Raw genomic sequence first — 12901 nt, 5'->3', positions numbered from 1 at the left:
CTCTCAGCGTCGCCGGACCTAGTCGGCGACGTCCAGAGACTGCGCCTTCAGCGTGTCGATCGTCTTCTGCTGGGCGTCGGCAAGCGCGTCGGTGAGCGTGCCCTGGCCGTTCACCGCCTTGCCGAAGCCGTTGCCCAGGTCGGCGTAGGTCTGGGTCATCGTCGGGCCCCACTGGAAGTCGGGGTCGACACCCTCCGAGGCCTGCGCGAAGACCTCCCACACCTTCTGCCCGCCGTAGTACGGCAGACCCTCGGTCAGCGCCGGCAGCGACGCCTGGCCCTCGGTGGTGGCCGGGTACTGGCCGCCGTTGGCGTTGTTGAGCGCCAGCGCCTCAGGATCGCTGAACGCCCAGGTCGCGAACTTCGCTGCCTCGTACGGGTGCTTCGACGTCTTCCAGACGACCGCGTTCGAGCCGCCCCAGTTGCCCGACGAGTTGCCTCCGGCCTCCCACTGCGGCATCGGCGCGACCGCCCACTTGCCGGCCGTCTTGGGCGCGCTGGTCTCGAGCAGCTTGGTCGTCCAGGCCGCACCGATCAGCGTCCACTGCTTGTTGTTGTCGAGCGCGTTCCACTGCGCGTCGACCAGGCCGGGGAGGGTGCCGACGAGATCCTGGTCGAGGAGCCCCTGCCAGTAGTCGGCGACCTGCTGGGTCTTGTCGTCGTCCAGGCTGACGGTCCAGGTGCCGCCGTCCTCGGAGAACCAGGTCGCGCCGTTCTGCCAGGCCAGCGAGGTGAACCAGGCCGGCTGGTCCGGCGGGAAGTTGGTGATCTGCGCGCCGAGCGCCTTGACCTTCTTCGCGGCCTCCGTGAACTCGTCCCAGGTCGTCGGCACCGGGATGTTGTTCTGCTCGAAGAGGTCCTTGCGGTAGTAGAGCCCCATCGGGCCGACGTCCATCGGCACGCCGTACGACGAGCCGTCCTCGCCGAAGCTGACCTGCGACACCGTCCACGGGAGGAAGTCGTCCTCGACGTCCTGCCACGGCTCGCACCCGCCGATGTCGGCGAGGCCGTCCTGCAGGCGGAAGCTCGCGAGGTTGTCGAACTCGATCATGCCGATGTCGCCGGTGGTGCCGGCCTTGATCTGGTTCTGGTAGGCCTGGTACGTCCCCTGGTTGCCGCCGACGACCTCCTTGTAGTCGACCTGGATGTCAGGGTTGTTCTTGTTCCACAGGTCCACCGTCTTCTGCATGCCCGGCACCCAGGAGGTGAAGGTCAGCTCGACCTTCTCGCCGTCGGCCGCCGGCTTGCAGGCGTCGGAGGCCGAGTCCGAGTCGGAGTCGTCGTCGCCGCCACCGCACGCGGCGACGAGGAGCATCGCCGCTGCGGCCGCGAGCGCTGCGGCGCTGCGGCGCCTGCGCGTGGTGAGAACCGCCATGTCGTGTCGTCCTTTCGTGTCCCGACGTGCGCCGTTGGGAGAGACGCGCGCGGCCCGAGCAGCGGCACCGGGTGTGACGCCGGACACATCACCCGGTGAGGTCCATGGAATCACGCTTACTGACTGGCAAGTAAGTAAGGAGGGGTAACGATCGGATAACACCAGGGGTTGTGCGGGGACTCGGCCGGTCGTGCAGGACTCAGTCGCGCGTCGCCGACGAAGGGACGAGGCCGATGATCCAGTCCGCGAGGTGCTGGAGCGCGAGAGCGGAGATGCCGTGGCCGCCGGGGTCGCGAGTCGCCACGGTCTCGGCGCCGGCCTCGTCGGTCAGGTAGCGCCACGTGCGGTCGAGCAGCTCCCGTGGGATCACCTGGTCGGCGTCGCCCTGGGCGACGAGGACGGGCAGCCCGTCGAGTCGGCCCGGGTCGACCGGGAGACCGGCGTCGAAGGGCATCGTCCCGTACAGGATCGCGACGCCCGCGTATCGCTGCGGGTCGGCGAGCGCGAGGCCGCCGGCGAACGCGGCGCCGCCGCTGAAGCCGACGAGCACCACAGGTCGCCCGGACGGTGCCGCGTCGTCCAGCCAGGTTCGGAACCAGGTCATGGTGGCATCGAGGGACTCGGCGATCGGACGGCCGATCCCGCGGTTCGCGAACCACGCGAAGCCGCCGCCCTCGGCGATCGGTGCGCGGACCGCGGCGTACGCGGCGGCGGCCGGGAGGTGCGGAGCGAGTGCGATGATGTCCCGCTCGTGGGAGCCGCGCCCGTGGAGCAGGACCACCAGCGGTGCTGTCGGGTCCTCGCTCCCGCCGGTCGCGACCGTCGGCTCGGGGAAGGTGTCGGTCACCGCGCGACCTCGTGGTTCAGGTCCGACGCGGTCCGGACGCCGGACCACCGCTCCACCTCGGCGGCGAGGTCGAGCCGCGTGGTCGGCGCGGCGTTCTCGAACTGGCCCCACTGCTCGCGAGGCAGCATCCACATCACCTCGAACTCGTTGCCGTCCGGGTCGGCGCCGTACAGGCTCTTGGTGGCGCCGTGGCTCGACTCGCCGGTGAAGGCGCCGAGCTCGGCGAGCGTCATCCGGGCCTGCTCCAGCTCGTCGATCGTGTCGACCTGCCATGCGAGGTGGTAGAGCCCGAGCGAGCCGCGCGGTCGGGGCGGCTGGGCGCCGACGCCGAAAAGCCCGAGGTCGTGGTGGTTGCCGGAGCGGGGGAGGCGCAGGAAGGCGGCGGCGGCGCGTGGCTCGCGGGCCATCACTGTCATCCCGAACGCCTGCTCGTAGAACGCGATGCTGCGCTCGAGGTCGGCGACGAAGAGGACGGCGTGGTTCAGGCGGACGGCGTTGACGGTCATGGGGAGTCCTTGCGTTAGTTGTCTCGGCAAGTGAAACCCTAGCAGAGATAGTTGTCGGTTCAACCAATGCGATCGGTGGGGGCGTCGTACGTCACGACGAGAGCCTGACCATCGGCTCGGTCGGGACGACCACCACGTCGACGTCGACACCGAGGAGGTGTGCGGGCTCGTGCGAGAGCATCAGCGCCGGAGACTCGTGCCCACCTCGAGCGCCTCGTTGTCGCCGAAGGCGCTCGCGGAGATGACGTCGGGGTGGTCGATCGCGGTCTCGATCGCCGCGTCGAGCCGCTCAGCGCTGTACCGGCAACGGACGAAGCTGACCTTCAGCGGGGGTGGTGCCTCGTCGGCCCAGGCGACGGCAGCAGCCGGCGCCTCTCCGGTGAACGCGACCTCCAGGTGATGACGGCTGACCCGCTCGACGTACCCGAACCCGGGAGCGTCGTCGACGAGCGCGTGGAGGCGGTGGCTGTAGAGCGTCGCGGTCCGCCAGGGTCGTGGGGTTTCAGCGACGACCCGACAGCAGGTCGGTGAGGCCGCCGCGCGCGTCCTGGACCACGAGCGTCTCGGCCGTGCCCTCGTCGCCGGCGCGCAGGGCTGCCACCAGCGAGCGGTGACTGGCGTAGCGGTCCTGACCGAACTCTGGGTCGTCCGCGACCGCCTGCAGGAGCCGCGTCCTCCGCTCGGGACGGGAGAAGACGCGTGCCTGGTCGAGCAGGCGCACCAGCACGGGGTTGCGGGCGCACGCGTCGACCGCGTCGTTGAACCGCTGCATCGTGTCGAAGAGCTGGTTCATGTGCCGCTCGATCGGGTCGCCGTCGGCGTGGCGCTGCCGGATCAGGACGAGCAGGTCGTCGGCGTCGTCGAGTATCGCGTCCAGGGCGTCGAGCTGGTCGGGGGTCGCGTGCCGTGCGGCGAAGCGGGCGACCATGCCCCGCAGCGCGACCTCCACCTCCGCGAGGTCGGAGATCGCGCTGTCGCCGATGTGGGCCACCTCGACCGTGCGCGGGCCGGTGCGCTGGAGCAGTCCGTCTTGCTCGAGGCGGCGGATCGCCTCGCGGACGGGCGTCGCGCTCACCGTGAGGCGTTCGGCGAGACCGCGCTCGGTCACCTTCTGGCCCGCGCGGAGCTCGCCCGTCGCGATCGCGGCGCGGATCGACCGGTAGGCGCGGTCGGCGAGGGTGTCGGACGCCAAGGGTGTCGAGAGCTGGGAAGGCACGGCGTCAGCCTACCCCGATGCCATCGCATGAAGCATTTGCAATGCTTGACACTCTTGCTATAGCAAAATACGGTGACGCAGGTCACGGCGTGGGTGGCAGCATCGAGCTCGGTGCGTGTCCCCGGCCGGACATCGGATCCTGCTGGTGAGGAGCATTCGCATGACGACGACGGCGTCGAACCCTCCACGGTCGCAACGCTCGACCGAGAGACGCATCACGCTGCTGGTGGCCCTGGCGGTCTTCGCCCAGGAGTCCACCTGGAACTTCTACGACAGCCAGGTGCCACCGCTGCTTCGCGACCACATCGCGAGCGCGGCGGTCGTCGGCCTCTGCATGGGCATGGACAACCTGTTCGGGATCTTCGTCCAGCCGTGGATGGGGAGCCGGTCCGACAACACCCGGACGTCGTGGGGGCGACGCATGCCGTACCTGGTCGTCGGCATGCCGGTCGCCGCCCTGCTGTTCCTGGTGATCCCGTACGCCGCCGCGTCGTTGCCCGCCCTGCTCGCGGTGATCTTCGCGTACTCCCTCGTGGCCAACTCGTACAAGCCGATCGCCGAGTCGCTGATGCCGGACTTCATCGCGCCGGCCCGGCGCAGTCGCGCGAACGCGGCCGTGAAGATCGCGTCCGGGCTCACCGTCATCGTGGCGGCCCTGATCAGCCTCTTCGTCGTCGACGACCACCCGAGGCTCGCGTTCGCGATCCCGTCGGTGCTGATGCTGGCGTCGGTCGCGGTGCTGGCGTGGAAGGTGCGCGACAGCACCTCGCCCGCGTACCAGGCGGCGCTGGAGGAGGACGCCGCGGGCGAGCACGGCACCGCACCTCAGGTCCGGGTGCGGGAGACGGTGCTCGAGATCGTGCGCGACCCCGACCGGAGCCGGCTGCTGGTGATGGTCGCGATCTTCCTCTTCGGCTCGGCGTGGTTCGCCTCGCGCGCGCTCGGCACGCCGTACGGGACCGAGGTGCTCGGCCTGTCCCGCGGTGACGCCGGCGGGATCACGCTGCCGGCGGGCATCGCGTTCCTGCTCGCCGCCTACCCCGCGGCGCTGCTCGCCGAACGGTTCGGCCGGATCCGGACGATGCTTGTCGGCATGTCGGTCTTCGCCCTGTCCATGGCCGCCGGAGGGCTCGTCCAGACCACGACGTGGACCGTCGTCGCGTTCTGCGTCGGCGCCGCGGGTGCGGCCGGCTTCATGATCAACGCCGTCGTCGTGCTGTGGAACCTCGCGCCGTCGGCGCGAGTCCTCGGGACGTACGCCGGGCTCTACACCGTCGGCTGGGCCAGCGGCGGGTTCCTCGGCCCGGCGATCGTCGGCGGGCTGGTCGATCTCACGAGCTGGTCGTTCATGCTCTTCGACATCGCCGCGCTGACCCTGCTCGCGATCCTCGTGGTCGCTCGTGTGGACGCGCTGCAGCGCCGACGTGGCGAGGGGGTGGCGCTGTGAGCGTGCGCGTCCTCATCACCACCGACTACCTCGTGCCCGGCGACGAGGTGGACACCTACCTCCGCGCGGCCGGCTGCGAGACCGTCCACGCGCCGCGGCGCGGACCACGCGACCGCGAGGAGCTTATCGACCTCCTGCTCGGGGTCGACGCCGCGCTCGTCGCGAACGAGCCGATGGACGCCGAGGTCCTCGCCTTCAGCGACCGCCTCCGCGTCGTCGTGCGGACCGGCGTCGGCTACGACTCGATCGACGTGGAGGCTGCCGCGCGCCTCGGGATCAGCGTCAGCAACCTTCCCGGTGTCAACGCCAACGCCGTCGCGGAGTACACACTCGGCATGATCCTGTCCGCTGCTCGCCGGCTCGGCGAGAGTGCTCGCACTGTCGCCGCCGGGGGGTGGCCCAGGGAGGACGGGCACGAGCTGCGCGGTGCCACCCTCGGGCTCGTCGGGTACGGCGCGTCCGCACGCGCGGTGGTGCCGCTCGCCCGTGCCTTCGGTATGACGGTGCTGTGCACGACCGGCGTGCCGCTCGAGGAGCGGGCGGGAGCACCGGTCGAGTTCGTCGTGCTCGACGACCTGCTCGCCCGGTCCGACTACGTCTCGCTGCACACCGCGCTGACCGCACGCACGCGTGGCCTGATCGGTGCCGGCGCGCTCGCCCGGATGAAGCCCACGGCAGTCCTGGTCAACACCGCGCGCGGCGCCATCGTGGACGAGGAGGCGCTGGTCCGCGCCGTGCGGACCGGCGTGATCGCAGGTGCGGCGCTGGACGTAGTGGCGGACGAGCCGCTGCCGGCCGACAGTCTGCTGCGCGGCGTCGAAGGCATCACCGTCTACCCCCACATGGCCGGCCAGACCGCCGAGACCCGCGCGGCGGCCGGCACCAGGGGAGCGCGCGAGGTCGTGGCCGCGCTGGCCGGGCGTCCCGAGCACTGCGTCAACGCCGACCTGCTCCGCCGGGTCCGTGAGGAGTCCGCATGAACACCTACCGCATCGCCGTGATCCCGGGGGACGGGATCGGACGCGAGGTCGTCCCGCCGACCCTGGCGGTGCTGGACCGGCTCGCCGACCACGGAGGGTTCCGGCTCGCGTACGACTCCTTCGACTGGTCGTGCGAACGCTTCGTCCGTACCGGCGCGATGATGCCCGAGGACGGCCTCGACCAGATCGCCGGGCACGACGCGATCCTGCTCGGTGCCGTCGGCTGGCCGGGCGTGCCGGACCACGTGTCGCTGTGGGGCCTCCTCATCCCGATCCGGCGACGCTTCCGGCAGTACGTCAACCTGCGGCCGATCCGCGTGATGCCGGGCCTCCCGGGACCGCTGCGCGACGCCGACGGCGTCGACCTGGTCGTCGTCCGTGAGAACGTCGAGGGGGAGTACAGCGAGATCGGAGGACGCCTCAACCGTGGCTTTCCCGACGAGCTGGCCGTGCAGGAGGCGGTGTTCACCCGGGCCGGAGTGACGCGCGTGGTCGACTACGCGTTCGACCTGGCCGCGACCCGGCGGGGTCGGCTCGTCTCCGCGACGAAGTCGAACGGGATCATCCACACGATGCCGTTCTGGGACGAGATCGTCGCCGAGCGCGCGGCGCGGCAACCCGAGGTCACCTGGCGACAGGAGCACATCGACGCCCTGGCCGCGAAGCTCGTGCTCGACCCGGCGTCGTTCGACGTGATCGTCGGGTCGAACCTGTTCGGCGACATCCTCAGCGACCTCGCCGCGGCGATCGCAGGCAGCATCGGGGTCGCCCCGGCGGCCAACCTCAACCCCGAGCGCGAGTTCCCGTCGATGTTCGAGCCGGTCCACGGGTCGGCGCCCGACATCGCGGGGCAGGGCGTCGCGAACCCGGTCGGGATGCTCTGGTCCGCCGCGATGATGCTCGACCACCTCGGCGAGCCGGACTCGGCCGAGGCGCTGATGACCGCGATCGCCGCCGCGCTCGGCGCCGGCGACGCCCTTACCCCCGATCTCGGGGGCACCGCCACGACCGACGATCTCGCGGCCGCGATCGCCTCGGCGATCGAGCCGCCGACGAACCTGACGAGAGGAACCGTCCGATGACCCCCCACCCCGACCGCACGGACAGTGTGCGGGTCCTGGTCCCGACCGGCATGCTCGGCGGTGGCTTCACCGACGCGACCGTCGAGCGCGGTCTCGCGCTCGGCGCGGACGTCATCGCCGTCGACGGGGGCTCGACGGACTCCGGTCCGTCCTACCTCGGTGCGTCGAAGCCGAAGACGACCGCTGCCGCCGTCGCTCGCGACCTGCGCATCCTGCTGCGCGCCGCCGCCCGTGCCGGCATCCCGCTCGTCGTCGGCTCGTGCGGCACGAGTGGTACCGACGACGGTGTCGACTGGGTCGCCGGGATCGCCGCACGCGTGATGGCTGAGGAGGGCCTGGACCTTCCGGTGGCCCGCATCTACAGCGAGCAGAGGGCCACCGACCTCAAGGAGCACCTCGACGCCGGGCGAACCCATCCGCTGCCGCCCTCGGACGAGCTGACCGCCGAGACGCTCGAGAGCTGCACCCACATCGTCGGGATGATGGGGCACGAACCGATCGTCGAGGCGTTGCAGGCCGGAGCGCAGGTCGTGCTGGCCGGGCGTGCGACGGACACCGCGGTGGCGGCGGCGTACCCGCTGATGAAGGGCATGCCCGCGGGGCCCACCTGGCACGTCGCCAAGATCGTGGAGTGCGGCGGCCAGTGCACGACCAACCCGCGCGCGGGCGGGGTGTTCGCCACGATCGACGCCGACGGCTTCACGATCGAGCCGCTCGACCCGGACGCCGCGTGCACGCCGATCTCGGTGGCCGCCCACATGCTGTACGAGACCGTCGACCCGTTCCGGATGCGGGAGCCCGCGGGCACGCTCGACGTGCGGGAGGCGACGTACGAGGCTCTCGACGCGCGTCGCGTGCGCGTGGAGGGATCCCGGTTCGAGGTCGCGGACCAGCACACGATCAAGCTCGAGGGGGCGCGGGTCACCGGCTACGAGACCGTGTCGTTCGCGGCGATCCGCGACCCGCACGTCCTCGGGCAGATCGAGACCTGGGCGGCGCTGATGCGACGGATGATCACCGAACGCGTCACGCAGACCCTCGCCCTGGAGCCCGACGAGTACGCGTTCGACCTGCGGCTCTACGGCTACGACGCCGTGCTCGACGACCTCGAGCCGTCGATCGCGCCGCCCCGCGAGGTCGGCGCCATGCTCCTCGTGAGCGCGGCGGACCAGGAGACCGCGACGGCGGTCGCGAAGGTCGCGAACCCGTTGATGCTGCACCTCCCGACCCCGGACATGGACTACCTGCCCAGCTTCGCCTTCGCGACGTCGCCGGCGGAGATCGAACGCGGGCCGGGGTACGAGTTCGTCCTCAACCACGTGGTCGACGCCGCGACGCCGACCAGCATGTTCCGCATCGAGACGGAGGCCTCGCATGGCTGACACGACCGCACCGGCCACGACCACGCTGGGCGAGCTCGCCCTGGAGGTGCGCTCGAAGAACGCCGGACCGTTCTGGGTCACGATGGAGCTCTTCATGCCGGACGCGGCGTCGTACCGGCTCGCGGCCGACCCGGCGTACGTCTCCGAGGAGGTCGTCGCGCGGCTGTACGGCGTCGACCCCGGTCAGATCCTGCTCTTCCGCATCCCCACCCTGAACGTCGTCAAGATCTCGTTCCCCCGACCGATCAGCCAGGGCTCGCTCCGCGACCGGGACATGCACGCCGGTCAGCACCACGTGCCTCTGGCGCTCGTCCGCGTGCCTGTGCCGGCCGGGACGTGAGCGGTCCGGCGGGGCTGCGCCGGCGAAGGCAGCCCCGCCGGTCCTGGGCTCAGGCGAGCTTCGGGTCCCAGGGGCCGACCTTGCGCGAGCGCACCGGCAGGGTGGACGGGATCGGTGCCTGCGTCTCGGGGTCGTAGTTCTCGGCGGTGCCGCCCCAGTCGATCCAGGTGTCGGTCGAGTAGAGGTTCACCAGCAGGCCGTCGCACCGCAGGATCCAGACCGTGTCCTCGAGGGTCTCGTAGTGGCCGTGCTTGATCCAGGCCGGGCGGAACGCGTACGTGCCGACGGAGGAGTCGCCGTGGATCGACGCCGTACGCCCTTCGAGCGTGAAGAACTCCTCGAACACCGGGTGGTGGGGGAGCCGCGGCTCGGTCCAGCCCTTGGGCGCCTTGATCAGGCGGGTGTAGAAGTCGGTCTCCTTGTCGTGGTGGAGCATCTTGATGTAGAGCGGCTTCATCGGTCCCGGTGTGCGCTCGATGGTCGACGTCCACTCGAGGGTGGCCGGGTCGGTGACGGTCACCTCGCCGCGCGCGTCGGCCGTACGCTCGCCTCCGAGGTCGAAGGCGCTCGGGCCGTACTCGCGCCAGTGCAGGAGGCGCGAGCCCTTCGCGACCGTCAGCGCGCCCATGGGAACGCCCTTCGGGACGTGAAGGTACTCCCACCGCCCCATCGTCCGGCCCTCGTACTCCATCGAGCCCTCGATCACGAAGAACTCCGTGTCGGCGTGCGGCACGCCGGGGCCGCGGCTCCAGTCGGTCGTGAACGACAGCATCACGAGGACGAGCCGTCCTCCTCGTCGACGGAGAACCGCTGCTCCAGCACCTCGCCCTGTCCGCCCGGCAGCTCGGCCGGGTGCCAGACGTAGTCGTCCTCGTGAATCATCTCGACGTGCGCTCGCACCTCGACCTCCTCGTTGCGTGGTTGGATAATCGATACAACTCGTACCGCTTATTGCTTCGAGGCGAGAGACTAGCCTTCCCGGCCATCCAGTGCAAGATGTATCGTTAATTCCATGACCCGCGTGGGACGCCCGGTCGGCCCTGCCGCCGACACCGCCGTCGTCGTGCTGACGGCTGCCCTCGAGCTCCTCCTCGCCGAGGGCGGCGCCGCCCTCACCCCGCAGCGGCTCCACCAGGCCACCGGCGTCTCCCGCTCGACGATCTACCGTCACTGGGCGACCCCGACGGACGTGCTGGCCGCGCTGATCGACGTCGCTCCCGACGCCGAGCGTGCCCGCACCGGCGACCCCGTCCGCGACGTCCACGCGGAGGTCGACGCGCTCTGCAACCGCCTCCGCGACAAGCCGGTGGCCGCGTTCCTGCAGGCGCTCGTCGCGACAGCCGTCACGGACCCGGCCGCACTGACGCTGCGTCAGCGCTACGTCGACGACCTCGTCGCCCCGTTCCGCCATGCGCTCGCCGACACCGACCTCCCGCGCGCCGCGGTCGACGACGCGGTCGCGGCGATCGTGTCGCCGCTGCTCGTCGACGCGCTGCTGCTCGACCGTCCAGCGGCGCGGGCCCGGGCCCACCGCGCCGTCGACCTCCAGCTGGCGGCCCTGGACCGACGACCATGAGGTCGAGAGACGAGGAACAGCTGATGCGTGCCGTCGTGGTGAACCGCCATGGAGGTCCCGAGGTCTTCGAGGTCGCAGAGGTCGACCGGCCCGCTCCGGCTACCGGGCAGGTCCTCGTCGAGCTCACCGTCTCCGGGGTGAACTACCTCGACGCCTACCAGCGCAACGGCACCACGCCGCTGCGGGCGCCGTACGCCGCGGGGGTCGAAGGCGTCGGCGTCGTGGTCGACGTGGGCGCGGACGTCACCGACCTCGACGTGGGCCAGCGGGTCGGCTGGCTGACCGGCGGTCAGGGCAGCTTCGCCGAGCTCGCCGTCGTCGACGCGGACAGGGCCGTGCCGATCCCCGACGCGGTCGACGACGCGTCCGCGGCGGCCGTCCTGATGCAGGGGGTGACCGCGCACTACCTCGCCACCGACGCGTACGCGATCGTGCCGGGTGACACCGTGCTGGTGCATGCCGCGGCCGGGGGTGTCGGGCAGATGCTCACCCAGGTCGCGAAGCTCCGCGGAGCGCGGGTGATCGGCACGGTCTCCACCGACGCGAAGGCCGACGCCGCGCGCGCCGCCGGTGCCGACCACGTGATCGGGTACGACGGGTTCGCCCAGGAGGTCGCGGCGTTGACCGACGGGGCCGGAGTGGCGGCGGTGTACGACGGTGTGGGGGCGGCGACCGTCGACGGCAGCCTGGCCTCGCTCGCCGTCCGTGGGACCTACGTGGTGTTCGGCGCTGCGAGCGGACCGGTCCCGCCGCTGGACGTGACGCGGCTCGCCTCCGGCGGCTCGCTCTTCGTGACGCGCCCGACCGTCGTCCACTACACCCGGACCCCGGAGGAGCTGCGGAGCCGTACGGACGAGCTGTTCGCCTGGGTCGGCAACGGCGATCTCCGAGTCACGATCGGTGGTCGCTTCCCGGTAGCGCAGGTGGCCGAGGCGTTCCGGGTGCTGGAGGCCCGCCAGACCCAGGGCAAGCTGCTCCTCACGCACGAGGACGGCTGGGCCTGAAGGTCGGCGTCAGCGGGCGCGCGTCCCCACGTCCTCCGCGACCGGTCCGCGTCGCAGCGAGAGTGTCCCGGGCGTGAGCGCCCGCAGGAAGTCCTCGGCGTCGAACAGCTCACCGGGGGCGCCGACACCCGTGCCGGTGGCACGCCCGTCGAGCAGGCGGATCGCGGCCTCGACGACCAGCGGAGCGCTGACCGCGTAGATGTCGCGGCCGGTCGTGGTGATCCGTCGGGTCTCGTCACCGACCTGCGCCACCACGTCGACCACGAACTGCTGGGCCGAGCGGCCGTCGGCGTCCTCGGGAGAGGGCGGGGGAGTGTCCGGGCTGCGCACGTCGGTGAGCGCCGACGTGGTGAGGAAGGAGTCGACCGCGGTCAGCGGGAGGTGGCGCGCGAGGAGGATCGGCTCGGAGAACGGCACCGCGACCACGGGCTGCTCGCCGAAGGCGGTGGGGAAGTGCCACGTGCCGGTCGGCGCCGGGTCGGCGAGCGGGGTCAGGCGGCCGTCGGCGACGACCTGCCGGCGCGCGGGGTTGCGGCTTCCCGTGACGCGGGTCCCTGCTGTCGGCCACCACCGATCGAGCCCGACGGCGACCGTCACCGAGGCCGGTTCGGTCGTCCCGGCGAGGACCGCGGTCGTGAGCAGGTCGGCGAGGCCGCCGTAGAAGGCCATCGCGGGCACGACCGCCACGCCGGCTGCTGCCGCGTCGCGGGACCGCGCGGCGTACACGGCTTCGACGGCGGGCTGCTCGGCGGTGACGTCGAGGTAGTGCACTCCCGCCGCGATCGCCGCCTGCGACACGGGCAGCGCCGTGTCGAGGAACGGGCCGGCGACGTTGACGACGGCACCCGCGCCCGCCAGCGCGCCGGCGAGGGCTTCGGGCTCGTCGGTGCGCGCCGGCCGGATCTCCAGGTCCGGTCGGCCGTCGAGCATCGCCTCGAGGCGTGTCTCGTCGCGTCCGGACAGGATCGGCGTGAGACCGCGTCGCAGGAGCTCGTCGACGACGAAGCGGCCGGTGTGACCGTAGGCCCCGTAGACGACGACGGGGGCGTGGGAGGAAGAAGGCATGACCCCATCCCATCGGCTGGCGCAGTCGGCAGCCAGCGTCTGAAGTGACACGGTGCGCACAGTTTCCGACATCGCGGGATCG

General features: G+C 71.5%; 15 protein-coding genes. 8 read left to right on the top strand and 7 right to left on the bottom strand.

What is annotated here, in order from left to right; all coding sequences use genetic code 11:
* Positions 1-18: 18 nt before the first annotated feature.
* From ACQSSQ_RS21260 to ACQSSQ_RS21250, 3 genes are all read right to left on the bottom strand, one after another.
* Positions 19-1374, bottom strand: coding sequence for an ABC transporter substrate-binding protein (locus tag ACQSSQ_RS21260; protein ID WP_431329138.1), 1356 nt, complete (start codon positions 1372-1374; stop codon positions 19-21).
* A 199-nt stretch (positions 1375-1573) separates the two neighbouring features.
* Complete coding sequence (locus ACQSSQ_RS21255) at positions 1574-2221, bottom strand: alpha/beta hydrolase (RefSeq protein WP_431329137.1); 648 nt, start codon at positions 2219-2221, stop codon at positions 1574-1576.
* On the bottom strand, positions 2218-2727 hold the full coding sequence (locus ACQSSQ_RS21250; RefSeq protein ID WP_431329136.1) for a VOC family protein: 510 nt from the start codon (positions 2725-2727) through the stop codon (positions 2218-2220). The genes ACQSSQ_RS21255 and ACQSSQ_RS21250 overlap by 4 nt, the downstream gene beginning before the upstream one ends.
* 196 nt (positions 2728-2923) lie before the next feature.
* Here ACQSSQ_RS21250 and ACQSSQ_RS21245 point away from each other — a divergent pair, with 196 nt between their 5' ends.
* Positions 2924-3127, top strand: coding sequence for a hypothetical protein (locus tag ACQSSQ_RS21245; RefSeq protein ID WP_431329135.1), 204 nt, complete (start codon positions 2924-2926; stop codon positions 3125-3127).
* Positions 3128-3229: 102 nt separating this feature from the next.
* Here the strand turns inward: ACQSSQ_RS21245 and ACQSSQ_RS21240 are convergent, their stop codons facing one another.
* Positions 3230-3943: a GntR family transcriptional regulator gene (locus ACQSSQ_RS21240; protein WP_431329134.1), complete on the bottom strand. Its 714-nt coding sequence runs from the start codon at positions 3941-3943 to the stop codon at positions 3230-3232.
* A 160-nt stretch (positions 3944-4103) separates the two neighbouring features.
* On the opposite strand from ACQSSQ_RS21240, the gene ACQSSQ_RS21235 reads away from it, so the two are divergent.
* From ACQSSQ_RS21235 to ACQSSQ_RS21215, 5 genes are read left to right on the top strand one after another with little or no spacing between them, the layout of a single operon-like run.
* Entirely contained in the window at positions 4104-5390 is a 1287-nt protein-coding gene (locus ACQSSQ_RS21235; RefSeq protein ID WP_431329133.1) for an MFS transporter, read from the top strand.
* Entirely contained in the window at positions 5387-6370 is a 984-nt protein-coding gene (locus tag ACQSSQ_RS21230) for a phosphoglycerate dehydrogenase (protein ID WP_431329132.1), read from the top strand. The genes ACQSSQ_RS21235 and ACQSSQ_RS21230 overlap by 4 nt, the downstream gene beginning before the upstream one ends.
* Entirely contained in the window at positions 6367-7452 is a 1086-nt protein-coding gene (locus tag ACQSSQ_RS21225; RefSeq protein ID WP_431329131.1) for a tartrate dehydrogenase, read from the top strand. Before ACQSSQ_RS21230 ends, ACQSSQ_RS21225 begins: the two co-directional genes overlap by 4 nt.
* Positions 7449-8834 carry an acyclic terpene utilization AtuA family protein gene (locus ACQSSQ_RS21220; RefSeq protein ID WP_431329130.1) on the top strand — a complete coding sequence of 462 codons (1386 nt, stop codon included), beginning with the start codon at positions 7449-7451 and terminating at the stop codon, positions 8832-8834. Before ACQSSQ_RS21225 ends, ACQSSQ_RS21220 begins: the two co-directional genes overlap by 4 nt.
* Positions 8827-9174, top strand: coding sequence for a DUF4387 domain-containing protein (locus ACQSSQ_RS21215; protein ID WP_431329129.1), 348 nt, complete (start codon positions 8827-8829; stop codon positions 9172-9174). Before ACQSSQ_RS21220 ends, ACQSSQ_RS21215 begins: the two co-directional genes overlap by 8 nt.
* 49 nt (positions 9175-9223) lie before the next feature.
* Here the strand turns inward: ACQSSQ_RS21215 and ACQSSQ_RS21210 are convergent, their stop codons facing one another.
* On the bottom strand, positions 9224-9946 hold the full coding sequence (locus ACQSSQ_RS21210) for a DUF4437 domain-containing protein (protein WP_431329128.1): 723 nt from the start codon (positions 9944-9946) through the stop codon (positions 9224-9226).
* Positions 9946-10074: a hypothetical protein gene (locus ACQSSQ_RS21205; protein WP_431329127.1), complete on the bottom strand. Its 129-nt coding sequence runs from the start codon at positions 10072-10074 to the stop codon at positions 9946-9948. The genes ACQSSQ_RS21210 and ACQSSQ_RS21205 overlap by 1 nt, the downstream gene beginning before the upstream one ends.
* Before the next feature lie 112 nt (positions 10075-10186).
* Here ACQSSQ_RS21205 and ACQSSQ_RS21200 point away from each other — a divergent pair, with 112 nt between their 5' ends.
* Positions 10187-10750: a TetR family transcriptional regulator gene (locus ACQSSQ_RS21200; RefSeq protein ID WP_431329126.1), complete on the top strand. Its 564-nt coding sequence runs from the start codon at positions 10187-10189 to the stop codon at positions 10748-10750.
* 23 nt (positions 10751-10773) lie between these two features.
* The gene (locus ACQSSQ_RS21195) at positions 10774-11754 is read left to right on the top strand and encodes a quinone oxidoreductase family protein (RefSeq protein ID WP_431329125.1); all 981 of its coding nucleotides are present in this window, start codon (positions 10774-10776) and stop codon (positions 11752-11754) included.
* A gap of 9 nt (positions 11755-11763) precedes the next feature.
* Here the strand turns inward: ACQSSQ_RS21195 and ACQSSQ_RS21190 are convergent, their stop codons facing one another.
* Complete coding sequence (locus tag ACQSSQ_RS21190) at positions 11764-12819, bottom strand: saccharopine dehydrogenase NADP-binding domain-containing protein (RefSeq protein WP_431329124.1); 1056 nt, start codon at positions 12817-12819, stop codon at positions 11764-11766.
* Positions 12820-12901 lie beyond the last annotated feature (82 nt).

This window comes from Mumia spirodelae (assembly GCF_050632745.1).
Taxonomy (GTDB): Bacteria; Actinomycetota; Actinomycetes; order Propionibacteriales; family Nocardioidaceae; genus Mumia.
This window is presented reverse-complemented; position numbering and strand designations above follow the sequence as displayed.

What these genes read in the sequence shown, in the direction of transcription:
- ACQSSQ_RS21210 (WP_431329128.1), bottom strand. Translation starts at nt 9,946, where the DNA reads ATGCTGTCGTTCACGACCGACTGGAGCCGCGGCCCCGGCGTGCCGCAC.
- ACQSSQ_RS21235 (WP_431329133.1), top strand. Translation starts at nt 4,104, where the DNA reads ATGACGACGACGGCGTCGAACCCTCCACGGTCGCAACGCTCGACCGAG.
- ACQSSQ_RS21220 (WP_431329130.1), top strand. Translation starts at nt 7,449, where the DNA reads ATGACCCCCCACCCCGACCGCACGGACAGTGTGCGGGTCCTGGTCCCG.
- ACQSSQ_RS21260 (WP_431329138.1), bottom strand. Translation starts at nt 1,374, where the DNA reads ATGGCGGTTCTCACCACGCGCAGGCGCCGCAGCGCCGCAGCGCTCGCG.
- ACQSSQ_RS21250 (WP_431329136.1), bottom strand. Translation starts at nt 2,727, where the DNA reads ATGACCGTCAACGCCGTCCGCCTGAACCACGCCGTCCTCTTCGTCGCC.
- ACQSSQ_RS21200 (WP_431329126.1), top strand. Translation starts at nt 10,187, where the DNA reads ATGACCCGCGTGGGACGCCCGGTCGGCCCTGCCGCCGACACCGCCGTC.
- ACQSSQ_RS21225 (WP_431329131.1), top strand. Translation starts at nt 6,367, where the DNA reads ATGAACACCTACCGCATCGCCGTGATCCCGGGGGACGGGATCGGACGC.
- ACQSSQ_RS21195 (WP_431329125.1), top strand. Translation starts at nt 10,774, where the DNA reads ATGCGTGCCGTCGTGGTGAACCGCCATGGAGGTCCCGAGGTCTTCGAG.
- ACQSSQ_RS21190 (WP_431329124.1), bottom strand. Translation starts at nt 12,819, where the DNA reads ATGCCTTCTTCCTCCCACGCCCCCGTCGTCGTCTACGGGGCCTACGGT.
- ACQSSQ_RS21215 (WP_431329129.1), top strand. Translation starts at nt 8,827, where the DNA reads ATGGCTGACACGACCGCACCGGCCACGACCACGCTGGGCGAGCTCGCC.